20 protein-coding genes and 1 pseudogene are annotated in these 22,809 nt (G+C 64.0%); 8 read left to right on the top strand and 13 right to left on the bottom strand.

Translation table 11 applies throughout. The features are described from left to right. Positions 1 to 414 precede the first annotated feature (414 nt). Complete coding sequence (locus ACOZKU_RS07350) at positions 415 to 933, bottom strand: DUF6428 family protein (protein WP_421578306.1); 519 nt, start codon at positions 931 to 933, stop codon at positions 415 to 417. Between the two features lie 43 nt (positions 934 to 976). On the opposite strand from ACOZKU_RS07350, the gene ACOZKU_RS07345 reads away from it, so the two are divergent. Then, positions 977 to 1,345, top strand: coding sequence for an ArsR/SmtB family transcription factor (locus ACOZKU_RS07345; RefSeq protein ID WP_421578305.1), 369 nt, complete (start codon positions 977 to 979; stop codon positions 1,343 to 1,345). Continuing rightward, positions 1,311 to 2,555 carry an arsenite efflux MFS transporter ArsK gene (arsK, locus tag ACOZKU_RS07340; RefSeq protein ID WP_421578372.1) on the top strand — a complete coding sequence of 415 codons (1,245 nt, stop codon included), beginning with the start codon at positions 1,311 to 1,313 and terminating at the stop codon, positions 2,553 to 2,555. The genes ACOZKU_RS07345 and arsK overlap by 35 nt, the downstream gene beginning before the upstream one ends. Here the strand turns inward: arsK and arsH are convergent. The 8 genes and pseudogenes from arsH to lhgO all read right to left on the bottom strand — a co-directional run bounded on the left by arsH (position 2,547) and on the right by lhgO (position 8,117). Then, on the bottom strand, positions 2,547 to 3,275 hold the full coding sequence (gene arsH, locus ACOZKU_RS07335) for an arsenical resistance protein ArsH (protein ID WP_421578371.1): 729 nt from the start codon (positions 3,273 to 3,275) through the stop codon (positions 2,547 to 2,549). The two genes, arsK and arsH, sit on opposite strands and share 9 nt — an antisense overlap. Then, positions 3,250 to 3,672 (bottom strand): arsenate reductase (glutaredoxin), encoded by a 423-nt coding sequence (arsC, locus tag ACOZKU_RS07330; protein ID WP_421578304.1) that lies wholly within the window; start codon positions 3,670 to 3,672, stop codon positions 3,250 to 3,252. Before arsC ends, arsH begins: the two co-directional genes overlap by 26 nt. A gap of 2 nt (positions 3,673 to 3,674) precedes the next feature. Continuing rightward, positions 3,675 to 4,733: an ACR3 family arsenite efflux transporter gene (gene arsB, locus ACOZKU_RS07325; protein ID WP_421578303.1), complete on the bottom strand. Its 1,059-nt coding sequence runs from the start codon at positions 4,731 to 4,733 to the stop codon at positions 3,675 to 3,677. Then, positions 4,733 to 5,260 carry an arsenate reductase ArsC gene (locus ACOZKU_RS07320; RefSeq protein ID WP_421578302.1) on the bottom strand — a complete coding sequence of 176 codons (528 nt, stop codon included), beginning with the start codon at positions 5,258 to 5,260 and terminating at the stop codon, positions 4,733 to 4,735. The genes arsB and ACOZKU_RS07320 overlap by 1 nt, the downstream gene beginning before the upstream one ends. A 15-nt stretch (positions 5,261 to 5,275) precedes the next feature. Then, entirely contained in the window at positions 5,276 to 5,716 is a 441-nt protein-coding gene (arsN2, locus tag ACOZKU_RS07315) for an arsenic resistance N-acetyltransferase ArsN2 (protein WP_421578301.1), read from the bottom strand. Continuing rightward, positions 5,713 to 6,066 carry an ArsR/SmtB family transcription factor gene (locus ACOZKU_RS07310; RefSeq protein WP_421578300.1) on the bottom strand — a complete coding sequence of 118 codons (354 nt, stop codon included), beginning with the start codon at positions 6,064 to 6,066 and terminating at the stop codon, positions 5,713 to 5,715. The genes arsN2 and ACOZKU_RS07310 overlap by 4 nt, the downstream gene beginning before the upstream one ends. A gap of 251 nt (positions 6,067 to 6,317) precedes the next feature. After that, positions 6,318 to 6,826, bottom strand: a pseudogene (locus ACOZKU_RS07305) (DDE-type integrase/transposase/recombinase); the annotation flags it as partial. 85 nt (positions 6,827 to 6,911) lie between these two features. Continuing rightward, positions 6,912 to 8,117, bottom strand: coding sequence for an L-2-hydroxyglutarate oxidase (gene lhgO, locus ACOZKU_RS07300; protein WP_421578370.1), 1,206 nt, complete (start codon positions 8,115 to 8,117; stop codon positions 6,912 to 6,914). Between the two features lie 286 nt (positions 8,118 to 8,403). Here lhgO and ACOZKU_RS07295 point away from each other — a divergent pair, with 286 nt between their 5' ends. The 4 genes from ACOZKU_RS07295 (at position 8,404) to ACOZKU_RS07280 (ending at position 12,301) form a co-directional block, all read left to right on the top strand. Next, positions 8,404 to 9,480: an MraY family glycosyltransferase gene (locus ACOZKU_RS07295; RefSeq protein WP_421578299.1), complete on the top strand. Its 1,077-nt coding sequence runs from the start codon at positions 8,404 to 8,406 to the stop codon at positions 9,478 to 9,480. A gap of 11 nt (positions 9,481 to 9,491) precedes the next feature. Beyond that, positions 9,492 to 10,325, top strand: coding sequence for a glycosyltransferase family 2 protein (locus tag ACOZKU_RS07290; protein WP_421578298.1), 834 nt, complete (start codon positions 9,492 to 9,494; stop codon positions 10,323 to 10,325). A gap of 120 nt (positions 10,326 to 10,445) precedes the next feature. Next, positions 10,446 to 11,717: a hypothetical protein gene (locus ACOZKU_RS07285; protein WP_421578297.1), complete on the top strand. Its 1,272-nt coding sequence runs from the start codon at positions 10,446 to 10,448 to the stop codon at positions 11,715 to 11,717. Next, positions 11,714 to 12,301, top strand: coding sequence for a putative colanic acid biosynthesis acetyltransferase (locus ACOZKU_RS07280; RefSeq protein WP_421578296.1), 588 nt, complete (start codon positions 11,714 to 11,716; stop codon positions 12,299 to 12,301). The genes ACOZKU_RS07285 and ACOZKU_RS07280 overlap by 4 nt, the downstream gene beginning before the upstream one ends. A gap of 5 nt (positions 12,302 to 12,306) precedes the next feature. Here ACOZKU_RS07280 and ACOZKU_RS07275 read toward each other — a convergent pair whose 3' ends face one another. Genes ACOZKU_RS07275 through ACOZKU_RS07265 form a run of 3 tightly spaced genes read right to left on the bottom strand, consistent with a single transcriptional unit; the run spans position 12,307 to position 16,000 of the window. Next, positions 12,307 to 13,512, bottom strand: a complete 1,206-nt coding sequence (locus ACOZKU_RS07275; RefSeq protein WP_421578295.1) for a glycosyltransferase — start codon at positions 13,510 to 13,512, stop codon at positions 12,307 to 12,309. Beyond that, the gene (locus ACOZKU_RS07270; protein ID WP_421578294.1) at positions 13,509 to 14,741 is read right to left on the bottom strand and encodes a glycosyltransferase family 4 protein; all 1,233 of its coding nucleotides are present in this window, start codon (positions 14,739 to 14,741) and stop codon (positions 13,509 to 13,511) included. The genes ACOZKU_RS07275 and ACOZKU_RS07270 overlap by 4 nt, the downstream gene beginning before the upstream one ends. Beyond that, positions 14,738 to 16,000 carry a glycosyltransferase family 4 protein gene (locus ACOZKU_RS07265; RefSeq protein ID WP_421578293.1) on the bottom strand — a complete coding sequence of 421 codons (1,263 nt, stop codon included), beginning with the start codon at positions 15,998 to 16,000 and terminating at the stop codon, positions 14,738 to 14,740. The genes ACOZKU_RS07270 and ACOZKU_RS07265 overlap by 4 nt, the downstream gene beginning before the upstream one ends. 294 nt (positions 16,001 to 16,294) lie before the next feature. On the opposite strand from ACOZKU_RS07265, the gene gmd reads away from it, so the two are divergent. Continuing rightward, positions 16,295 to 17,365: a GDP-mannose 4,6-dehydratase gene (gene gmd / locus ACOZKU_RS07260; protein ID WP_421578292.1), complete on the top strand. Its 1,071-nt coding sequence runs from the start codon at positions 16,295 to 16,297 to the stop codon at positions 17,363 to 17,365. Continuing rightward, the gene (locus ACOZKU_RS07255) at positions 17,349 to 18,338 is read left to right on the top strand and encodes a GDP-L-fucose synthase family protein (RefSeq protein ID WP_421578291.1); all 990 of its coding nucleotides are present in this window, start codon (positions 17,349 to 17,351) and stop codon (positions 18,336 to 18,338) included. Before gmd ends, ACOZKU_RS07255 begins: the two co-directional genes overlap by 17 nt. On the opposite strand, the gene ACOZKU_RS07250 is transcribed toward ACOZKU_RS07255, so the two are convergent. Further along, a complete protein-coding gene (locus ACOZKU_RS07250) occupies positions 18,329 to 22,648 on the bottom strand; it encodes a chemotaxis protein CheB (RefSeq protein WP_421578290.1) in 4,320 nt (1,439 codons plus the stop codon). The genes ACOZKU_RS07255 and ACOZKU_RS07250 overlap by 10 nt on opposite strands. Positions 22,649 to 22,809 lie beyond the last annotated feature (161 nt).

Here is a 22,809-nt window from a genome sequence, read left to right as displayed (position 1 = left end):
GGTGCGCAGGGCACTGGCGATCTTACGCGGCGAGAAAAGCCCGCCATCGGCATATTGGGCGAGACCCATCTCAAAAACCTCCGTTCGATCCACCAAGCATTATGACGCAATATAGCGTCAGAACTCGCGGATATCAATGAGGAGAACAGGGGAAGAGGAGATAAGAATCGGAGAATGATGCTGCTCGCAGATCGGGCGAACTGCTGATACAGGCGCTCAACCGTGCCTCGTACTCCCTGTTGTCGTCCTGCGCAGCGCTGTAAGCTCTGCTGGGCGGGCCAGGCAGGGGAGGCTCGGCCGCACTTGCGCCATCCCGTCCGCTCGGCGGCGGCGGTCTCGATAACAGTAGGAGTTTGCGTTGAAGTTAAGCTTCAGATCGTGGATCGTCGGTTCGGTTCCTTTCAAGAGCGCTTTTCAGGCGCAACATTTAGAACTGGTTGTTGCCGGGCCGCAGCAGGAATTTGTTGCTGCAGTCTTCTCGACTAGCCACCGATCACGGGGTTTGCAGCTTGCCGGTCTTGCGGCCAATGTCACCTCGATTTTGTCCTCTGCCATGCGCGGCGACGATGCGCAGTAGAGGGCCATCGGTCGATTTCCGTCACTAACTTCAAAGGTCAGCTTGGCCGCTGGATCGAGTCGAACGTGATCAGAAACCTTGCGGATGATGGCGGAGAACTTGCCCGCCGGCATATGGCTCCGGCCGTCCTCGTCGATATCCCAGAGCTGGATGAACATCTCCGACCAAGCTTCCGGGTTGGCGCCACAGTCGAGTGCCGAGAACGCGCCCGCCTTGACCTCGGTGACGTGGTAGCCCGCCTTCACTGGCTGCCCTTCGTACAGAAACACCAGCCGCGCTTCCGGCGCGGCCGCCAATCCATCGAGAAGCTGGCCAAGCGTGATATCGGAGGAAACGGCCTTGTCGATTGCGGTCATGTGCGCTACTCCTATTTTTCAATGATTCAAGGATTATTGAAATATGGATGAGCGTCAAGCCCTCACGTCATTCGCGGCCCTGTCGCAGGAAACGCGTCTCGCCATCGTCCGCACACTGGTCGCCGCCGGACCGGAAGGGCTGGCTGCCGGGCTGATCGCCGAGCGCATGGGCGTGTCGCCCTCGAATGTGTCTTTCCATCTGAAGGAACTAGAACGGTCGGGCCTGATCACGCAGCGACGAGAATCCCGTTCGATCGTCTATAGCGCCAGCTATGACGCGCTAGCCGACCTCGTGAAGTTCTTGATGGAGGATTGCTGCGCCGGTCATCCGATGATCCGCGAGGGTGTGCAGCGGCCCGATGGTTGCTGCAAGACAGATGCTGCCCGGAGCGAGGGCGACATCGTTGCGTAATCCAAACGTTCCCGTCGGCATCGTTGCCGCGCTCGGCCTGACCCAGATCATTGGCTACGGCACCCTCTACTACAGCTTTAGCATCCTGGCCCCCGGCATGGCGGCGGATCTCGGCATCACGGTCGCGCAGGTGTTTGCCATCTTCTCCGCGTCACTCTTCGTTGGCGGTTTGTCGGCACCCTATATCGGTCGGCAGATGGATGGCGTCGGCGCATCGACCGTCATGGCTATTGGCTCGGTGCTGTCCGCCTTGACCTTGATCCTCTGCGCGTGGTCGCCATCGGTGGCGATCTTTGCGCTGGCTATCGTCCTGTTGGAGATATCGTCCGGCATGGTCCAGTACCAAGCCGCGTTCGCGGCACTGGTCGAGGCCGATCCCCGGTCAGCGTCACGCAGCATCACTTATCTCACCCTGATCGCGGGATTTGCCTCGACGATCTTCTGGCCGATTGCCACGGCGCTGCTCGACTATCTCTCGTGGCGGGAAATCTACCTCGTCTATGCCGTGCTCAATCTTGCTGTCTGCATGCCGTTCCACGTCTGGATCATGCGGAAGGGTAAGGTGGCTGCGGCTGGCGGACTAAGGCCGATGCGCGAGCCTGTCGTCGGCGCCATTCCGCGCGAGCGTCGGCGCAGTGCGGTGATCATCGTGTCGGCTGCATTCGCGCTGATCAGCTTCACCCTTGGCGCGATGCTGGCGCATATGGTGCCGATGCTCGGTTCGCTCGGCTTCGGAGGCGCCGCCGTCGTCATCGGCTCCCTGTTCGGCCCAGCGCAGGTTCTTAGCCGCCTGATCAACATGATCTTTGGAACGCGCCTCGCACCGCCGGGCCTTGCGGTTCTCTCCGCGGTCTTCATGGTGCTGAGCGTCGTCATTCTGGCGCTGTCCGGCAACTGGCTCCCCGGCGCGGTCGCCTTCTCGATCTGCCTCGGTCTCGGATCGGGCATCAACAGCATCGCACAGGGCAGCTTGCCGCTCTACCTGTTCGGTTCGGATGGGTATGGTGCGCTCACCGGCAAGATGGCGGCGGCGAGACTGGTTGCCGGCGCTGCGGCCCCTTTCGCCTTCGCCGCGACGATGGAGCAGTTCGGTATAGGCGCATCACTTGTGCTAAGCGCGGCCCTTGGCTCAATCGGTATCGTAGCGTTTGTCGCGGTGGCAATGGCGACGAAGCGGAACCTCGTCGCCAGCATAAGCCTGTCAGATTGACCGCAGCGACACGCGCTTCTCAAGCTCGGCCGCCTGTTCTTTCCGCTCGCTGTAGCGGTCGGTGAGATAGGCGGAGGCATCGCGTGTAAGAATGGTGAACTTCACCAACTCCTCGCACACATCCACCACCCGGTCGTAATAGGACGAGGGCTTCATCCGGCCATCGGCGTCGAACTCCTGATAGGCTTTGGCGACCGAGGATTGGTTCGGGATGGTGATCATCCGCATCCAGCGGCCGAGAATGCGCATCTGGTTCACGGCATTGAAGGACTGGCTACCGCCTGAGACCTCCATGACGGCGAGCGTTTTGCCCTGCGTCGGCCGGACCGATCCGACCGAGAGTGGAATCCAGTCGATCTGGGACTTCATGATGCCGGTCATCGCGCCGTGGCGTTCCGGGCTCACCCAGACCTGCCCTTCCGACCATTGCGAAAGATCGCGCAATTCTTGCACCTTCGGGTGGCTCACCGGCGCTTCGTCAGGCAGCGGCAGACCCCTTGGATCAAACATGCGAACCTCACATCCGAGCCGTTCGAGCAGCCGGCGGGCCTCGAATGCGAGCAGGCGGCTATAAGACACTTCGCGCAACGAACCGTAGAGGATCAGGATGCGCGGCTTATGCGTCGAGAATGCCGGACGCAGGGCGTCGAGATCGGTCGAGTGCAGGTGATCGCCCTGCAATGCGGGAAATGTGTCAGGCAATGCGCTTTCCTTCCTGATCGAGAACCTGTTCACCGTCCTCCTTGAAGAACGGCCCCATGAAGGTGTCGGGCAGGATGTCGAGCACCGCTTCGGAAGGGCGGGCGAGCCGGGTGCCAAGGGGAGTCACGACAAAGGGGCGATTGATAAGGATCGGCGTTGCGATCATCGCGTCGAGCAACTGCTCGTCAGTCAGGTCTGGGTTGTCCAGACCGAGTTCGGCATAAGGCGTGCCTTTCTCGCGAATGGCTTCCCGAACGTTCAAGCCAGCGTCCGCGATCATCGTCGCAAGCTGCTCGCGCGTCGGCGGGTGCTGCAAATACTCGATGACAACAGGTTCGATCCCGGCAGCGCGGATCAGCGCCAGCGTGTTGCGGGACGTCCCGCAGGCGGGGTTGTGATAGATGGTCGCGTCCATGGTCAGTGCCTTTCGGTGGCGGTGGTTCTGGAGACGGCGGGGGCGGCCTCGTACCAGTCCTTCGAGCGGTTCACGATCCAGACGACCGACAGCATGACCGGAACCTCGATGAGCACGCCGACGACAGTGGCGAGTGCCGCGCCGGACTGGAAGCCGAACAGGCTGATGGCGGCGGCGACCGCAAGCTCGAAGAAATTGCTGGCACCGATCAGGGCTGATGGACCGGCAACGCAATGCCGCTCGCCGGTCATCCGATTGAGCAGATAAGCGAGCCCTGAGTTCAAATAGACTTGGATCAGGATCGGCACGGCGAGCAAGCCGATGACGGCGGGCTGGGCGATGATCTGTTCACCCTGAAAGGCGAAGAGAAGAACCAGCGTCGCGAGCAGCGCCACCAGTGAGATCGGCTGCAACCTCGCCAGCACGCCATCCAGTGCCCGCGTCGTACCGCCAACCGTGAGGCGGCGGCGGATGACCTGCGCGATAATGACGGGCACGATGATATAGAGGGCGACGGAGAGAACGAGCGTATCCCAAGGCACGGTGATGGCGGACAGGCCGAGCAGCAAGCCAACGATCGGAGCGAACGCGACGACCATGATGGCATCGTTCAGCGCGACCTGCGACAGCGTGAACAATGGCTCCCCGCGCGTCAGGTTGCTCCAGACGAACACCATAGCCGTGCAGGGAGCCGCAGCGAGAATGATTAGTCCCGCAATGTAGGAGTCGATCTGGTCGGCAGGCAGGTAGGGGCGGAACAACCAGCCGATGAACAGCCAGCCGAGCAGCGCCATGGAGAACGGCTTGACCGCCCAGTTGATGAACAAGGTCACGCCGATACCGCGCCAGTAGGTGCCGACCTGCGCCAGAGACCGGAAATCGATCTTGAGCAGCATCGGAATGATCATCAGCCAGATCAGGATCGCGACGGGAATGTTCACCTTGGCGATCTCGGCCGCGCCGATGATCTGGAAGAGGCCGGGCATGAGATGGCCAAGCGCCACGCCTACCACGATGCAGAGGAAGACCCAGATGGTCAGATAGCGCTCGAACGTGGACATCAGGCGGACTTTCCTTCGAGGCTAGTCGTGCCCTCCATCGCACCGATCTGGCGAAGCTTCGTCTCCAGCGCCATGCGGTCAATGGATTCCAGCGGCAGGCTGACGAAGGCCGCGATCCGGTTCTTGAGGAAACGCGCGGCCTGAGCGAAGGCGCGCTGGATCTCGATGTCCGAGCCAGCGACGGCGGCGGGGTCTTCGACACCCGAATGGGCGGTCATCGGATGGCCGATCCAGACTGGGCAGGCTTCGCCGGCGGCGCTGTCGCAGACGGTGAAGATGAAATCCATCTGCGGCGCGCCGGGGTCTGCGAATACGTCCCAGCTCTTCGACGAGAAACCCGTCGATGGATAGCCCAACGCTTCCAGTTCTTTCAGGGCATGCGGATTGACTTCGCCCTTCGGCTGGCTGCCGGCGGAGAAGGCTTTAAATCGTCCGCCACCTTCCCTATTGAGAATGGCTTCGGCAAGAATAGAACGAGCGGAATTGCCCGTGCAGAGGAACAGCACGTTATAGGTCTTATCGGTCATGGTCGTGGTCCGTGGTTAGGTCGGCGGCCGGGTAAGCCTCATGATGGTCGCTGACGATGGGCAGATGGAGGAAAGCTGGCGGGTCGCCAGCACGGCTGCGGGAACGCTGTCTCGCTGGACTTCAGAAAATCCGATGCGCGTGAAGAACGGTGCTGCACTCGTCGCGGCAAGGAAGACGTCGCCGGCATGGTCGAGACCCGCCACCACCCGTTCGACCAAAACGCCGCCCAGTCCTTGCCCCCGATGATCGGGAAGCACGACAACCGAACGGAGGAGAAAGTCATCACCGCAGCGCTCGACACCGAGGAAACCGATAGCCCGGCCATCCGATGACTGCGCCCTGAAGAAGGTGCGACCATGATCCTTGATGTCATCCGTTGGCAGATGCGCTTCCGTCAAGGCTGCCTTGAGGCCAGCGTCGTTGCCCTCAATTTGCTCCAACTTGATCGCGCTCATGACCGCTTCGCCTCCGGGGTGCAGCAGGGCGTCAACTCGGCGATGAGCGGGGCGCAAAGCTCCGTCGATCCACCGCAGCAGTCTTTCAGGAGGAACAGGGTCAATTCCCTCAGGCCGTTGAGGTCCGCCCGGTAGATGATCGACCGGCTCTGCCGCTCGCTCGTGACCAAGCCTGCTCGCGACAGCGTCGCGAGATGCGACGACATCGTGTTCTGTGGCACGTCGATGAGGCGGGCCAGTTCGCCTGCCGGGATACCGTCAGGCTCATGCCGAACGAGAAGCCGGAAGGTCTCCAGCCGCGTGGCCTGGGCCAAGGCGCCCAGCGCCGAGATTGCTGCGATGCTTTCCATACATCCAGATTATAGGATATATGGAGATTGTCAACTGAAGCGAGCCGAAAAGTCTGATCGGGCTGACCCACGCTTGGGTCCGCAAATGTCCGAACACTAGATGGCCGCATTTCTGATTTCGTCGCGAGAGCAGACTGTCAGCTGCTAACTCGGCGGTTCCCGAGGGCAAGTAGTAGGCCAAAAACTAGGCTTGAGTAAAACGACTAAGCAACGGGGTCGGCGGTTCGAGTCCTTTCAAGAGCTGGAAACTCAAGTTCCAGGCGCATGCGAATGAAGTGGCGGGGTTCATCGTTGTTCCGCTGGCGTCTCCACGGTACCCGCTCCTGCAAGAGGGGCACCGCATTGTCATGGCAGTTGCTGCGTCGATGCCTGAGGAACGAGGCCCATTCCATGCTGGTGAACTGCGAGCCCTGATCCGAATGGATCAGCACCTTATCCTTCGGTTTGCGTCGCCACACCGCCATGAGCAGGGCCTGCAATACGACGCCCGTGGTTTGGCGGCTCTGCATCGCCAGCCGATGACCCAGCAGGAATAGAGGTCGATGACGACGGCCAAATAGGCAAAGCCTTCGCAGGTCCGGATGTAGGTGATATCCGCGACCCAGGCCTTGTCCGGAGCGGCTACGTCAAACTGCCGGTCGAGCGTGTTGTCGATGGCGACCGCAGGCCTGGCTATGCTCGAATTGTGATCGAATGGTGCTCGTCGTAGACGAACTGCCGCACACCGTAATCGTAGACGAACTGCCGCACACCGTAATAGGCAAACTCATGAAAACGGCCATCGCCGACGTGGTGATAATGCGGCTTGCGGCCATCTACTAATGGAACAATCACGGAGCGCGGTTTCATCTCCCGACGCGACCGCTGGTTTCGAATAGGCGGGTCACGATCATGTCCGCAATCGGGATCGCCGAGGTCGCTGCGGGCGAAGGCGCATTGCAGACGTGGAGCATGCGGTCGGTTTGGGCGAAGAGGAAATCGTGGATGAGGGTGCCGTCGCGATGGACGGCCTGGGCGCGGATGCCGGCCTCGTGCGGCAGCAGGTCGGAAAGGGTTAGGCTTGGGCAGTATTTCCGGCATTCCTCCAGGTAGCAGCGTTTCCAGAGCGAGTTTCTGAGCTCGGTCATGGCGGATTTGCGGTGGGCGAGGACGGTTTTCCAGAAGCCGGGAAACCGGGCATAGTCGGCTATGTCGGACAGATTGACGGAGAGGCGGGGATAGCCCTCGCGGGCAAAGCCGATCACGGCGTTCGGGCCGACCGTCGGGCTGCCGTCGATCATGCGCGTCAGGTGGACGCCGAGGAAGGGCAGGTCGGGGTCGGGGATCGGGTAGATGAGGTGGCGCACGATCCGGTTCTTGTCCGCCGGCAGGCGGTAATATTCGCCGCGGAAGGGGACGATGCGGTGCTCGATCGCAAGGCCGGCAAGGAGCGCCAGCCGGTCCGATTGCAGCCCGGCGCAGGCCACCAGCTTTTTCGCGTGCCAACTGTCACCGTCTGTCGCGATGTCGACGGTATCGACCGTTTCGCGAAGGCCGGTGACGCGCGTCGAGAGGCGGATCTCGCCGCCGAGCGCCGCGATGCGCCGCCCCATGGCCCGGCAGACCTCTGCATAGCTGACGATGCCGGTGAACGGAACGAAGAGCGCGCCGTGGCCGCGGATATTCGGCTCCCGCTCCTTCAGGTCCCCTTCATTGATGCGATGGACCTCGATCGTATTCTGCTTTGAGCGTTCGTAGAGGGCATCCATGCGCTGCATCTCAAGATCGGACGTGGCAACGAGCAGCTTGCCGCAGACCTCGAAGCGGATGTTATTTTCCGCGCAGAACGCCTTGGTGGCCTCTGCGCCCTTGCGGCATAGCTCCGCCTTCAGGCTGCCGGGCGGATAATAGATGCCGGCATGGATGACGCCGCTGTTGTGGCCCGTCTGGTGCCGGCCGAGCGCGTCTTCCTTTTCCAGAAGGAGGAGGCTGCTGCCGGGATAGGTTTCGAGCAACCGCATGGCCGTTGCCAGGCCCACGATACCGCCGCCGATGACGCAATGGTCGTAAATCATGCCGAACTCTGGTTGCCGCGATTGGGTGCTGTGCGCGAGGAAGGCGACGGTAACCTTCTCGTGTGCCGAAAGCCACGTTGCCACCTTCGGCCAAAGGGAGGAGAGGGAGGTGGAAAGGGGGTAGACGAGGGTGGGCAGTCCGATGAATTTCGCCTTTCGCGCCAGTCGCTTCGGCCTTTTGCCCAAATGGTCGGAGCGGCGAATCAAACGCTATGCTTGCATCGTCGCCCATGCAGCCTGACCGCTGACGGTAAGGGTATCGGTGCGATTGCAGGGGCGTCAGATGATCTTCTTGCTGCTCGAAAGCTCGGCGTCTCTCGCGCTGAGCGCCTTTTTCGTCGTCCTGTTGCGCTGGCTGTCGGTGCCGCTTCATCTCCTCGATCTGCCGGATCACCGGAAGATTCATGAGGGCGCCGTTCCGCTGTGCGGCGGGATCGCGATCTTCATGGCCTTTTCCGGCATGAGCCTGCTCACCGCGAACGCGATGGATGTCGGGCCGGGCTTCTGGTCGGCGACGCTGCTCGTCGTCACGCTCGGGGTCGTCGACGATCGCTTTGCCCTGCCCGCACGCTTCCGTTTCGCCGCCCAGGTGCTGATCGCCGTGGCGCTGATCGCCGCGGAGGGCCTCGGGCCGATTTCGCTCGGGGACATGCTGCCGGTCGCGGGTATCGGCGGCCATGCCGTCCTCCTCGTCGTCTCAGTCGCCTTCGTCGTCGGGCTGATCAACGCCTGGAACATGGTGGACGGCGTCGACGGCCTTGCCGGAGGTAGTGCGGCGGCCACGCTCGTCTGGATCCTTCTGCTGGTGCTCCATGCGGGCGAGGACGGGCTCGTCTTTCCGGTTGCCGCACTGCTGGCGGCGGTCGGCGGCTTCCTCCTCTTCAACCTGCGCAGTCCCTGGCGCGCCCGTGCCTCCGTCTATCTCGGCGATGCCGGCAGCACGGCGCTGGGCGCGATCATCGCCTATCTGATCCTACGCCTGTCGGATGGCGCAGAAGGCCTGCCTTTCCCGTCCCTGCTGTGGCTGGTGATCCTTCCGGTTATCGATACGTTGAGCCTCATGGTGCGCCGCCTGCTCGATCATCGCAGCCCCATGTCGGCGGACCGCCGGCATTTGCACCATCTGCTGATCGATTCCGGCCTCTCGCCGGCGGCCACCTGCTACGTCATCGTCCTCATTTCCTTTCTGTGCGGCGGCATCGGCTATCTCGGGCTGCTGTTCTACGTGCCGGCGCCGGTGATGGTGGTCGGCCTGCTGCTCGTCGCCGCTGCCCACAGCGCCTTCGTGCTTGCCGTCGAAAGCGCCACGCACCGGTGGGGCCATCGGGCTGCACGTCCGTCCGTCAAGTTACAGGTGTAGGGAGGACCGCGATGTCGATTTCCGTACTGATCATGACGTTGAACGAGGAGAGGAACCTTCCCGCCTGCCTTGCCTCGCTGGACTGGTGCGATGATATCGTGGTGCTCGATTCCTATTCCACCGACGCGACGGTCGAGATCGCGCGGGCGGCCGGCGCGCGGGTCTACCAGCGGGTGCACGACACGGAATCGCACCAGCGCACCTACGGGCTGAAGGAGATCGAATACAAATACGCCTGGGTCTACACGCCCGATGCCGACGAGATTACACCGCCCGACCTGCGCGACGAGATGCTGGCGATCGCCCGCGATCACACGCGGCCCGAAAGCGCCTTCCGCATCCGCTACAAGAATATGTTCATGGGCCGCTGGATCAAGCACTCGAGCCTCTACCCGACCTGGATCACGCGGCTGGTGCGGCCCGATCGCGTGCGCTACGAGCGCGACGCCCATTCGCGATGCCTGACCGAGGGCCCGGAAGGCCGGCTAGAGGCGCATTTCATCCACTACAGTTTCAACAAGGGCATAAACGCCTGGTACGAGAAGCACAACCGTTACTCCTTGTCGGAGGCGCGCGAGACAGTAGTAAGCCTGCGCGAGAGGCGCGTGCCGTGGCGCGACGTCCTGAGCGGCGTGCCGGAGGTGCGCCGACGGGCGCTGAAGGAACTGTCCATGCGCCTGCCGTTCCGGCCGGCCGCGCGCTTCCTCTACATGTATGTGCTGCGCGGCGGGTTCCTCGACGGGAAGGAAGGCTACCACTACTGCCGGCTGCTCGCGGCCTACGAATACATGATCGTCATCAAGACCGAGGAACTGCGCCGCCGCGAGGAAGGCTTGCCGGTCTGATCGTTCGTCGCGGGCGGCAATCGCCTTCCTGCGACCGCCGTCGGGAGCGGGGAGACACGAGGCTCTCCCTTCCGGCGGTTGATCTTTTCGCACCCCCGCTTTCGGAAAGGAGGCCCGCCCGTGAACCTGCTGTTGACCTGCCTCCTCTGCCTGACGGTCGCGCTCCTTCTGCTGTGGGGCATGCTGGCGCCGGGGCGGATCTACCAGCTGCCCTTCCTCGTCGGCGTCATGGCCGTGAGCTTTCTGCTACCGCAGCTTCCCGGCCTGATGGACGACCGGTTCCTGCCGCGCGGCGCCTACGAGCGGATGGCCGCGTTCACGATCCTGTGCCTTGCGGCGGCCTGGCTCGGCTGGTCCTCCACGCAAAAGCCGGTCGCCTTCCTGCGCCGGAATTTCGGCGAGCGGCGGCTGTTGATCGTCTCCGCCGTGCTGTCGGTCATCGGCGCCTATTTCTATTTCAAGCTGAGCCGCCTGCCGGGCGACATGGTCGTCGGCGTGCAGATGAGCGGCGTGCCGGTGATCTACCTCTTCGTCGCGCGGCTCATGACCTATGGGCTTGCGCTCGGCGTTCTCTGCCTTGCGAGACGGACGTCGCTCTTCGCATTCTCTATCGTCGCCTTCGATCTCGTCTTCTATCTCGACCGCATCGTCGTCACCGGCAAGCGGGCGGAAGCCATCGAGCTTGTCGCCATCTTCGCCGTCGCCTTCTGGTTCCATAGGGGATGGCTGGCGCCCCGGACGATCGCGCTCGCCGGCGTGTTGCTCGGCACGTTCCTCATGAACAGCATGGGCGACTACCGGGCGATCACGCGGGCGAATTCCGGCCCGATCTGGCAGGACATCGGCCAGATCGACGTCTCCGCGAATTTCCGGGCGACGCTGCAGGAGGGCGGGCTGGAGGTGCGCAATGCGATCCTGCGCATCGACCATGCCGCGACCTCGCTGGAATTCGACTACGGCAAGTTCCACTGGAATCGGCTGGTGTTCAACTACGTCCCCTCCCAGCTCGTCGGCGAGGCGGCGAAGCGGTCGTTGATGCTGAAGACGCCGCCCATGGCGCGCGACTACAACGCGCTCACCGGGACGACGGAGACCGGCATGGCCGACGCGTTCCAGTCCTTCTGGTATTTCGGCGCGGCGAAATTCTTCCTGATCGCCTACCTGCTAGCGCGGCTCTGGGCGAGCGCCAAGGAGGGGCAAGCGGCGGGCCAGCTCGTCTACATGCTGTCCGCTGTGCCGGCGATGCATGTCGTCTCGCATCAGACCGACTGGGTGATCATGGCCTGGGTGCACATGGTGCTGTTCCTCGTGCCGTCGCTGGCGCTGGCGGTCGTCCCCGTCAGGCGCCCCCATGCCGATCCGCTTGCGCCAGGGAGGCTCGTCCATTCATGAAATCGCGCTATGACGATCCCGCTTTCAATGCTGCCGGCGTTGCGACGCCGCTTCTTGGCGGTCCGACCTTCGCGCTGCGGCTCCGGCTGATGCGGCTTGCCTGGCTCGTTACCTGGCGGTGCCTTGCGGCCTGGACGCCGTCGCCTTTCCATCCCTGGCGCAACCGTCTGCTGCGCCTGTTCGGTGCGAAACTCGATCCGACCGCCATCGTGCATGGCAGCACGGTCATCTGGTGGCCGGGCAATCTCGTGATGGGGCGCAATGCCTCGATGGGGCCGGGCGTGATCTGCTACAATGTGGCGCCGGTGACGCTCGAAGCTCTGGCCATCGTCTCGCAGCGCGCGCATCTGTGCACCGGCACGCACGACATCCAGCAGGCATCCTTTCCGCTGGTTGCGCGGCCGATCGTGCTGCGCCGCAAGGCCTGGGTCGCGGCGGAAGCCTTCGTCGGGCCGGGAACGGAGGTGGGGGAAGGCGCGGTGCTCGGCGCGCGGGGCGTGGCGGTCAAGGCGCTGGAGCCCTGGACGGTCTATGCCGGCAATCCGGCGCGCGCTGTCGCCAGCCGCCGGCCGGGCGATACCTGACCGGTTCAGGGGCAGCTATCGTTGGCGGCGGTCAAGCCGATGCTCGCGGCCGCCGGTCGATAGGCCTCGTAGAGGCCGACCGTCAGATGGGCGATGCGCGGCCAGGTGTAGTTCTCGAACACCAGCCGGCGGCCGTTAAATCCCATGGCCGTGGCTGCGAGAGGATGCAGAAGCACGTCGATCATGGCCGTGGCGATGTCCATCGGATCGAGGCTCACGACCGCACCCGCGCCGGCGGTCGCGACTTCCGGAAAATGGCAGGCATCGCTGATGACGACGGGCGTGCCGCAGGCAAGCGCCTCGGTGATCGCGATGCTGAACCCTTCCTGCCGGCTGGGCAGGCAGAAGCAGGCGGCCGCCGCGAAGGCCTGCAGCTTGGTCTCGCCATAGATCGGACCGACCATGAACACCCGCCTTTCGAGGCCGAAGCGGCGCACGAGATCGCGGAAATCGTCCTCCGCCCCGCCATCCGGCCCCGCGACGACGAGATCGACGTCGGGGCACTGCCGCGCCACCAGCTGGAAGGCATTCGCCAGCAGGTCGAGCCCCTTCTTGTAGTGCAGCCGCGACAGGAAGAGCACGAAGCGCCGCTCCACCGGCAGGCCGATCAGCGCTGGAAAATCCGCGGTGGACGGAAGGTGTTCGAATTCCTCGACGAAGATGCCGTTGGGGATGATCTCGGCTGGCGCCTTCAGGTGAAGCGGGCGCATCAGTTTCACCTCATCATGGTTGAGCGTGTGGAGGAAGGCCGCGCCGTCGAGCATCCGGCGGCAACCCAGGGCCAGCGCGAGGCGTTTTTTCCAGGGTTTTTGCGCGAGGCTCCAAGTGTCGAGCATGCCGGCGGGGCAGACGCAATAGGGCACGCCGCTGCGCGCCGCGATGGCCGCCGCGCAGGCAAGGATCGGTTCCCACACGCCGTGCAGATGCACATGCTGGGTGTCGGCGAGAATCCGCGTGAGGAAAGGGCGTGCCTTGAGGCACAGGATGGCCTCGACCGCGCCCGGCGGCGGCAGGATGTGCCAGACGACCTGCGGGAAGCCGGGGATCGCCGCGCCGAGCCGGGCGACGCGGGCAAGTGTGCGGTCGTCGGCTTGGCTCACCACGCGGACATCGTGGCCAAGGCTCGCCTGCGCGGCGGCAAGGCGCATGACCACGGCCTGCGGCCCGCCGCTGTCCGGGTCGATGGAGGTGATGACGTGGACGATCTTCATGGCATGGATCCATGCAGTCCCGAGAGAACGCCGAGGAGGCGGGCGCCGTATTTGTCGACGGTGTATTCCCTCGCCCGCAGCCGGGCATTCGCCGCCATGGTCGCCCGCAGATATTCGTTCTCCGCAAGGTAGCGCACCGCATCGACGATCGCCTGCGGATCGCGCTCCGGCACGATCAGGCCTTCCAAGCCGTCGCGCACGACGCTTCCCGTGCTGTGGGTGGTGATGATCGGAAGCCCCGAGGCCAGCGCCTCGTAAACGACGGTCGCCGATCCCTCGCAGAGCGACGGCAGCAAAAATACGTCCGCCCAGCGGTATTCCTCGGCAATCGCCGCGCGTGGCACGATGCCCCGAAGCTCGATCGCGCGGCTCAGCCGACGATGGACCGACGGGGGAAGCCGGTCGGGACCGGCCATACGCATGCGCACGGCGGTGCCGAGGCGTTCGGCGGCTTGCAGCACATAGGGCGAGCCCTTGCGCAGGCCGATCTCGCCGATCGTCAAGATGCGCAGCGGCCCCGGTGCGCGAAGCGTCGCGCTGGACCGGTCCTTCGCATCGACGCCGTAGGGGACGACGACGCAACGCTCCGCCGGCCCGCCTTCCGCGATGACATGGTCGCGCACAAACTCGGACGGGCAGACGATGCAGTCGGCCAATGCCCATTCGGCGCGCTCGCGGTCTGCGAAGGTCTCGGCATGCGGGTTGGGCAACGGCGGGCCGGCCCAATCGGGAAAGCGCCGCATCTCCTCGGCGAGAATGGCCTCCACGACGGCGCGCGGCGCGATCATCTGCTCGACGGCGACCCACAGGCCCTGCCGCTTTGCCGCCCACATCTGCTCCAGCGCATCGCCGCTATAGGCGTAGAGGCCGGCGGCATCGTGGAAGCCGCGCGCGGCGACGAGCGTCGAGAACTGGCTGCCGGCCCAGACGGCGTGAGACGTCTCTTCCGCGGCATCCCCGATGCGCAGGCGCCGGATGGCGGAACGGACGCCGAAAAGCGGAAAATCCGTGATCAGCTCCGGCGGCACGCCGCTCGGAACCCGCCCGACCAGCCGCTGCACCGGACGCGGCAGCAGGGTCGGGGGCAGCCTGCGCAGCAGTGCGGGCCAGCTCTTCGTGCCGCAGATATCGGTGAAGAAATGGCTGAGCCTTCCTTCCTTTGCCAGGATGCGCGCGACGGCGTAGTGCATGCGGGCGCCGAGTTGGCTGACGATGATGGTCCCGGTCATGACGGTCGCTGCTCCAGTATGACGGCCCCTGCGGGAGCGCGGCCGCGTTCGGCAAGCTCGGCGAGAAGGGTGCTCCAGGTGGTGAGCGCGCGGTCATAGGCATAGTCGGCTTCGAGCGCCGCCCTTGCGGCCACCCCCATCGCCGCGACCCGTTCGGGGGCGGCGGCGAGATCCGATATCGTGCGGGCAAGCGTCTCCGCTTGCCCGATCTCGATGGTCACGCCGCATTGCTCGGCGACGACGACCGCCGCGACGCTGCCTTTGGGATCGCCGATGAAAAGCGTGGGTTTTCCGGCGGCGAGGATGCCGTAGAACTTGCTCGGGATGATGCAATGCTCAAGGCAGGGCAGCAGGGAGACGACGTGCAGGTCCGGCACACCGAGGCTTTCGGCAAGATTCCTTGCCGGTTGCAGCGGCTTGAAGGCGACATTGGCAAGGCCGCGCTCCCGCACCGCGCTTTTGACGGACTGAAGCTTGTAGCCGCCTCCGACCATGAGGAAGCGGATATCCGGGTGGTCCTTCAAGAGGGTCGCCGCCTCGATCAGCGTGGCGAATTCGTGGGCGCGGCCGAAATTGCCGGAATAGCCGACGACGAACTTGCCCACATAGCCCCAGGCGGCGCGCAGAGGGTTTTCGTCCTTCGGGACGGGGCGGATTTCGGCGGCGTCGGACCAGTGATGCAGCACGCGGACGCACGCCGCCGGAACGCCCCGCGCCGTCAGATACTCCGCCATCCGTTCCGTCGGGCAGACGGTGAGCCGTGACCGCGCAATCGACCGGTCGCGCAACCACGCGGCAAGCCGCCCGAGAAACGGCGCCTTGCCGAGGAACCCGAGTTCGACCGCGGTCTCGGGAAACAGGTCCATGATCCAGTTGATCATCCGCCCGCCGCGCAGCCGGATCGGCAGTGCGCAGGTAAGCGAGATCAGCGGCGGATCGGTACACACGACGACGACATCGCCGCGCCGGATGTTCCGGGAGAGCCAGCCAAAGGCCGCGAGATGGAAGGACAGGTAATCGGCGGCGCGGCCGGACAGGGTGCCCCGGCCGAAACGCGAGGTGGAAAGCCGCACGACCTCCACACCGGAACAGGTTTCGCGGCCGGCGAGTATGGAGTCGCTGCCGTCGTGGAGGGTGCGGCTGGCGAGGACAGTGACCGCCCCTCCCTGCCGGACGAGGCCGAAAGCCAGCGCCGACACCATGCGGCTCGTCGCCGACTGGTCGGGATGGAAATACCGGTTGACAAAGATCGTCCTCATGGAGCCGCCCCGCATCGTTGGTCTTCAACGTGCGATCCTGCCAGCCGGCGAGCGGGCGGCAAGCTCTCCAAAGGCGCTAGGAGGAATGCCGCCTGCGCACCCTGCCTACGCCTTCCGCCCGAACGGCATGGACCTTCGGCGTAGGGGACGACGGCGTTGCCCAGCCGGCCGGCGACGGATCGCCTCCTGTCCCCCGAACGGCCACCTTGTCGGTCCACCCGTCCCATCGCTAACTCTCGGGCCGACGGGGTACGAAGCGTCGTGCCCGGCGTCTCCTCGTGCGAAAGCGGACCCATGTCTGATAAAACTGCCTTGATCATCGGCGTGACGGGCCAGGATGGCTCCTACCTGACGGAGCTGCTGCTCGCCAAGGGATACCGGGTGCATGGCCTAAAGCGTCGCTCGTCATCCTTCAATACCGCCCGCGTCGACCACCTCTATGTCGATCCGCGTTCGCCGGATGTGCGGTTCCACATGCATTTCGGCGACCTGACGGACGGCACGAATCTTTGCCGGGTGATCCAGGAGGTCTGCCCGGACGAGATTTACAATCTCGGCGCCCAGAGCCATGTGCAGGTGAGCTTCGAAACGCCGGAATATACCGCCAATACCGACGCGCTCGGCACGTTGCGACTGCTGGAGGCTATGCGTCTCCTGAAGGTGGGCGATCGCTGCCGCTTCTACCAGGCATCAACCTCGGAGCTGTTCGGCGGCATCGGCGAGACGCCGCAGCGGGAGGGAACGCCCTTTCATCCCCGCAGCCCCTACGCCGCCGCCAAGCTCTACGCCTACTGGATGACGGTCAACTATCGCGAGGCTTACGGCTTCCACGCCTCCAACGGCATCCTCTTCAACCACGAAAGCCCGCGTCGCGGGGAAACCTTCGTCACGCGCAAGATCACGCGGGCGGTGGCGGCGATCGAATGGGGGCTTCAGGACAAGCTTTTCCTCGGCAATCTCGACGCCCGGCGCGATTGGGGCCATGCGCGCGACTATGTCGAGGGCATGTGGCGGATCCTTCAGCAGGAGGTGCCGGACGACTATGTGCTGGCCACGGGTGAGGCTCATACCGTCCGCGAATTCGTCGAGCGCGCCTTCGATGTCGTCGGCAAGTCCATCGAATGGGACGGTACAGGCGTCGACGAGATTGGCTACGAGCGCAAGAGCGGCCGCGCGCTGATCCAGATCGATCCACGCTATTTCCGTCCGGCGGAAGTGGACATCCTGCTCGGCGACGCGCGCAAGGCACGAGACCGGCTCGGCTGGCGCCAGACCGTGTCCTTCGAGGACCTCGTCTCGGAAATGGTAGAATCGGACCTGCGCGTCATCACGAGGGAGGAAGGCCGCAATGATCTCCACGGCTGAAAAGGCCACGGTATCGTACGACCTGCGCGGCAAGCGCGTCTGGGTCGCCGGACATTCGGGCATGGTCGGTTCGGCGCTGCTGCGCCGGCTGAAACGGGAGCGTTGCGACATACAGGCGGTCTCGCACGGGGAGGTCGACCTGACGCGCCAGTTCGATACCGAGAACTGGATGCGCAAGGCGCGGCCGGAGGCGATCTTCATCGCCGCCGCGCGGGTCGGCGGCATCGGGGCGAATGCGCGCTATCCGGCGGAATTCCTGTCCGAGAACATGCTGATCCTCGTCAATGTCATCAAGACCGCGTCGGAACTCGGTGTCGAGAAGCTGATGTGCCTGGGGTCGAGCTGCATCTACCCCAAGCATGCCGAGCAGCCCATCCATGAGGACGCCCTGCTGACGGGCAGCCTGGAGCCGACCAACGAAGCCTACGCGCTCGCCAAGATCGCCGGGATCAAGCTCGCCGCCGCCTATGCGGAGCAGCACGGGCGCCGTTTCATCTCCGTCATGCCGACGAACCTCTACGGCCAAAACGACAATTTCGACCTCGACCATTCCCATGTCATCCCGGCGCTGATCCGCAAGATGCACGATGCCAGGGTCACCCATCGCGACAGCGTCGTCGTCTGGGGAACGGGCACGCCGAAACGGGAATTCCTGCATGTCGACGACCTTGCCGACGCCTGCGTGTTCCTGATGAAGGAATATGAGAGCCCCAAACCGATCAATGTCGGCTCGGGAGAGGAGATCTCCATCGGCGAGCTCGCCTTCCTGATCGCCGATATCGTCGATTTTCGCGGCCATATCGTCTTCGACGCCTTCAAGCCGGACGGCACGCCCCGCAAGCTGCTGGACAGTTCCCGTCTGCGCGCGCTCGGATGGTCGCACGAGACCGAGCTTCGCACGGGAATCCGGGATCTGTATCACCGGTGGCGGGACAGCGACCGCAAGCCGACCGGGCAGCAGGACTATCCCTGAACGTCCGCCGTATCGTTTTCAGCCAGCACCACCAGCCGCGCGAGCGCCGGCAGGGAGCCGACCTGCATCCGCCGCATGATCGCGGCGCGGTGCGCCTCGACCGTGCGCTGGCTGACATCGAGGTCCTGCGCGATCACCTTGCTGGGCTGGCCGGCGAGCACCCGGTCGAGGATTTCCCGCTGGCGTCCCGTCAGGCGCGCCAGCCGCGCCCTTGCCTCCCGCTGCCTTGTGCCCTGCATGTCCGTATTACGGCTGTGCGCCAGGGCCTTGGAAACGCACGCCAGCAAATCGGACGGCCCTATCGGTTTTTCGATGAAATCGGATGCTCCCGCCTTCATCGCCAGCACGGCCGTCGCGACATCGCCGGCGCCCGTGATCATGACGATGGGCAGCCTGACCCCGCGTCTGCGCAGGGTTAGCAGCACGTCCAGGCCGCTTATCCCCGGCAGCTTGACGTCCATGACGAGGCATCCGACCGACGCGTCGTCGAAGGCGGCGAGAAAGGTTTCCCCATCTGAAAACGCCTTCACGCGGCGTCCGTCGGCCTCGAAGGTTTCCTGCAAGGCTTCGCGGATCGAGCGGTCGTCGTCGATAACGAAGATCGCAGGCTCGGCGGATGGCGATGCCTGCGGCTCTTGCCGCGTGCCTTCGGGTTCTATCCCGCTGGCGTGCAGCAGAAGCTGGATTGCCTTCAGGAGATCGCCGAGGCTCACGGGTTTGGGCATGTGCAGGCAGTCTTCGGCCGAAAGGATACGCAATGTCTCCGCCGTGATATCTCCCGTCAGGATGATCGCGGGTATGTTGCGGCCGAGGATCGAGCGAAGTTCCTTGGTAACATCGATACCGTTGGCCTCGTTCGGCAAATTGTAATCGGCGAGGATGAGTGTGGGGACCAGGGTTCCGCTGGAGACGAGGTCGATCGCGGCGGAGCCGTTGTCCGCGGCATAGACCAGATGCTGTTCGTCGCGCAGCGCGATCTCGATCAGGCTGCGGACCTTCTGGTCGTCTTCCACGACGAGCACCGTGCCGCGCACCGGCGGGGCCTCCAGATTTTTCTCGACCGGCGTCCGTTCCTGCCGCGGATCCTCCTTGCCGAGCGCGACATGGATCGAGAAGACCGAGCCCTTGCCGGGGATGGAGCGGACCTGGATCTGGTGGCCGAGCAATGCGCTGAGGCGTTTGACGATGGACAGGCCGAGGCCAAGGCCGAGTTCGGCCTCTGCCCCGTCATTGGCCGCCTGATGGTATTCATCGAAGATAGCCTGGAGTTCGTGGGCCGCGATGCCGATGCCGCTGTCCCAGACTTCGATGGTGAGCGCATCCTTGTGGCGCCGGCACCCCAGCAGGATCTTGCCTTCCCGCGTGTATTTGAGCGCATTGGCCAGAAGGTTGCGGATCATCTGCTCCAAAAGGCGGGGGTCGGTGCGCACCAGCTGGCTCGATGGGACGAAGCGGAGGGAAACGCCTTTCTCCAGGGCGCTGTAGCCGAACTCATCGTTCAGGCGTTGCAGCACGTCGTTGATTTTGCAGGTTACGATGCGCGGATAGACCGTGCCCGCCTCTATCTGGTTGATATCGAGGAGGGCATTGAGCATTTCGGACATGGAGCCGAGCGTATCGCGGAAGCTCCTGACCAGTTTCTGGGGCTTCTCGCCGTCCACCGATTTCTCCAGCAGGCCCTGGAGCAGCACCAGCGATTGCAGGGGTTGGCGCAGATCGTGGCTTGCCGTGGCGAGGAAGCGGGATTTTGCCGCATTGGCGCGTTCAGCTGCCCGTTTCGCCCGGTCGAGCGCTTCATGGGCACGGTGCTGGGTGGACACGTCGGCAAAGGTGATGACCACGCCCTCCGTGCCGCCCTCCTGGGTTCGGTACGGCATGACGCGGCGCATGTACCAGGTGCCGTTCCCGGTCCTGACTTCCCGCTCCTTGGTGGTGCTGCCTTTCAGGACGGCGGCGGCGTCGCCGAGCAGCGTCGGATCGGGCACGCGCGCATTGAGGTCCGCCAGCGGCCTGCCGATATCGCCCATGATGACGTTGAAGATCGAGCGTGTCGCCGGTGTGAAATAGCGGATGTTCAATCCCGGATCGAGGAAGATCGTGGCGACATCGGTGCTGTATAACACGTTCTCGAGATCGTTCGCCGTCGCGCGCTGGCGTTCCAGCGCCTCCTGAAGCTGGGCGTTGAGCGCGGTCAGCTCTTCGTTCAGCGATTGAAGCTCTTCCTTGGAAGTCAGCAGCTCCTCGTTGGCGGATTGATATTCCTCATTGAGCGATAGGGTCTCCGAATTGATCGCCTTCTGCTCTTCCGCTGCATTCTCCAGGTCCCGGATAGCGGCCTGGAGTTCGGTGCGGGTGGTTGCCAATTCCCGCTCCAGCGTGCCCGACCGGTCGTCATGGCTGGGCTCCGGGAGATCACCCGCCTGGGAGGGCTGGGCGACGTCGAGGAAGCTGACGAGAAACAGCTCCTCGCCTTCGCTTGTGACCGGCTGCACCGCGATCTCGTAGCGCGAAAGGGTATCGGCTGCATCGTGGTAGAGACCGATCGCCAAGGTGCGGACCTTCTCCTGCTGGGCGCGGTGGAGCGCCGAGCGGAGCTTGGTGTGCACGCTGCGCGGCGTCATCGTGAAGAGGTCCTGCGTCGGATAGCCGGGCGCGATGCGCAGGTAGCGCTGCACGGGGCCGAGCGAATAAAGATACTCGTATTTCCGGTTGATCAGCACCGTGGCCGGGGCGTAGCTATCCAAGATCGTTCGGCGGGTGAGCTCGGCGAGCGCGGCCTGCCGTCCTGGGACTTGCCCCTGCTGCATAGGCACCCGGACATTGTCCGATGCATTGACGGCAAAGCCGTAGCGGCCGCGCTGGCCCTTCCGGCGGAAGATTCGTGCGGACTTGTCGATCACGTCGAAGCGGTTGGTTGCCGCCCCCACCGTTTCCGTATTGCCGAGCAGCAGGATACCGTTGTCGTTGAGGGCGAAATGGCAAAGCCCGATGACCTTCGCCTGCGCTTCCGGCCCGAGATAGATCAGGAGATTGCGACAGGAGATGAGGTCGATATTGGAGAAGGGCGGATCGCTGAGCACGTTCTGGACCGCGAAGATGATCGACGACCGAAGTTCCGAGGCAATTCGGTAGCCGTGCTCTTCCTGGGTGAAGAAGCGTTGCAGCCGCTCGGGCGACACGTCCGTCTTGATCGTCAGCGGATAGAAGCCGTCGCGCGCAAACGCGACCGCTTCCTCATCCGCATCGGATGCGAAGATCTGCATCCGGATATCGCGCCTGGTCTGTGAAATGCATTCCTGGACGAGCATGCCCAGCGAATAGGCTTCCTCGCCGGTGCTGCATCCCGCGACCCACAAGCGCAGCGTCCGCCCCGACGGATGGTTCGCGACAAGCTCCGGCACGACCTTCGTGCGCAGTCGCTCGAAAACCTCGGTGTCGCGGAAGAAATTCGTGACGTTGATCAGGATATCCGTCGCAAGCTGTGACAGTTCCAGCGGATTTTCCTCAAGCAGGCCGAGGTAGCGTGCCGCGTCGGAAGAAGCGATGCCGGCCATGGCCATACGCCGTTCCAGCCGACGATAGAGCGTTCCCTGCTTGTAGAGGGCGAAATCCTTGCCTGCCGATACGCGCAGCATGGTAAGGATCCTGTCCACGACCGCCTGTTTCGAGAGTGGGCCGGTGTCGGCGGTTGCGGACGCCGGCCTGTGCAGGGCCTGCGCGATGGCCGCAAGCGGCATGATATGTTCGGCCATTCCGGAATCGATCGCGCTCTTTGGCATCCCGTCATAGCCGGCTTCATCGGGATCCTGCACATAGACCCGCCCGCCCGCCTCGCGGATAAGCCGGATGCCGATGCTTCCATCGGTCCCGGTGCCGGACAGGACGACGGCCGTCGCGCGCGCGCCGTACTCCGCGGCGAGCGAGTTCAGCAGGAAATCATAGGGCATGCGCATGCCATGGCGGACGGGCGGTACGGTGAGACGGATCGTGTCGGCATGTACCGCGATGTAGCAGCCGGGCGGAATGATGAAGAGGTGATCCGGCTCCAGTCGTCGGCCGTCCTCGGCCTGCGCGACCGTCATGGTCGTGTGGCTGGAGAGGAGTTCCGCCAGCAGGCTCTCATGAACGGGATCGAGATGCTGGACGAGGATGAAGGTGTTGCCGCCGCCCGACGGCATGGCCTCGAGAAGGACGCGGCAGGCATCGAGCCCGCCAGCCGATGCGCCGATCGCAATGACGCGACCGACAGCGCTGCCGGAGCTATTATCAAAACCCGACGAAGCGCGTGAAAAGGGATGGCTCGAACTCATGGATGCAATCTCGGGGATTCTGCACACATTTTGAGCGGTCAATATGCATGTGTGGTGTTTGGGCACAGTATAGGCATCCCCGTCACGATTGCATACCCTCGGCTGTACGTATTTTCCGAGTCTGTTCGCGGGCAAATTTTTTGATATAGATTTACAGTGTG

Origin of the sequence: Shinella sp. M31 (assembly GCF_049199205.1) — a bacterium.
Classification (GTDB): domain Bacteria; phylum Pseudomonadota; class Alphaproteobacteria; order Rhizobiales; family Rhizobiaceae; genus Shinella.
This window is presented reverse-complemented; position numbering and strand designations above follow the sequence as displayed.

What these genes read in the sequence shown, in the direction of transcription:
- ACOZKU_RS07350 (WP_421578306.1), bottom strand. Translation starts at nt 933, where the DNA reads ATGACCGCAATCGACAAGGCCGTTTCCTCCGATATCACGCTTGGCCAG.
- ACOZKU_RS07345 (WP_421578305.1), top strand. Translation starts at nt 977, where the DNA reads ATGGATGAGCGTCAAGCCCTCACGTCATTCGCGGCCCTGTCGCAGGAA.
- arsK (WP_421578372.1), top strand. Translation starts at nt 1,311, where the DNA reads ATGCTGCCCGGAGCGAGGGCGACATCGTTGCGTAATCCAAACGTTCCC.
- arsC (WP_421578304.1), bottom strand. Translation starts at nt 3,672, where the DNA reads ATGGACGCGACCATCTATCACAACCCCGCCTGCGGGACGTCCCGCAAC.
- arsB (WP_421578303.1), bottom strand. Translation starts at nt 4,733, where the DNA reads ATGTCCACGTTCGAGCGCTATCTGACCATCTGGGTCTTCCTCTGCATC.
- ACOZKU_RS07320 (WP_421578302.1), bottom strand. Translation starts at nt 5,260, where the DNA reads ATGACCGATAAGACCTATAACGTGCTGTTCCTCTGCACGGGCAATTCC.
- arsN2 (WP_421578301.1), bottom strand. Translation starts at nt 5,716, where the DNA reads ATGAGCGCGATCAAGTTGGAGCAAATTGAGGGCAACGACGCTGGCCTC.
- ACOZKU_RS07310 (WP_421578300.1), bottom strand. Translation starts at nt 6,066, where the DNA reads ATGGAAAGCATCGCAGCAATCTCGGCGCTGGGCGCCTTGGCCCAGGCC.
- ACOZKU_RS07295 (WP_421578299.1), top strand. Translation starts at nt 8,404, where the DNA reads ATGATCTTCTTGCTGCTCGAAAGCTCGGCGTCTCTCGCGCTGAGCGCC.
- ACOZKU_RS07290 (WP_421578298.1), top strand. Translation starts at nt 9,492, where the DNA reads ATGTCGATTTCCGTACTGATCATGACGTTGAACGAGGAGAGGAACCTT.
- ACOZKU_RS07280 (WP_421578296.1), top strand. Translation starts at nt 11,714, where the DNA reads ATGAAATCGCGCTATGACGATCCCGCTTTCAATGCTGCCGGCGTTGCG.
- ACOZKU_RS07275 (WP_421578295.1), bottom strand. Translation starts at nt 13,512, where the DNA reads ATGAAGATCGTCCACGTCATCACCTCCATCGACCCGGACAGCGGCGGG.
- ACOZKU_RS07270 (WP_421578294.1), bottom strand. Translation starts at nt 14,741, where the DNA reads ATGACCGGGACCATCATCGTCAGCCAACTCGGCGCCCGCATGCACTAC.
- ACOZKU_RS07265 (WP_421578293.1), bottom strand. Translation starts at nt 16,000, where the DNA reads ATGAGGACGATCTTTGTCAACCGGTATTTCCATCCCGACCAGTCGGCG.
- gmd (WP_421578292.1), top strand. Translation starts at nt 16,295, where the DNA reads ATGTCTGATAAAACTGCCTTGATCATCGGCGTGACGGGCCAGGATGGC.
- ACOZKU_RS07255 (WP_421578291.1), top strand. Translation starts at nt 17,349, where the DNA reads ATGATCTCCACGGCTGAAAAGGCCACGGTATCGTACGACCTGCGCGGC.
- ACOZKU_RS07250 (WP_421578290.1), bottom strand. Translation starts at nt 22,648, where the DNA reads ATGAGTTCGAGCCATCCCTTTTCACGCGCTTCGTCGGGTTTTGATAAT.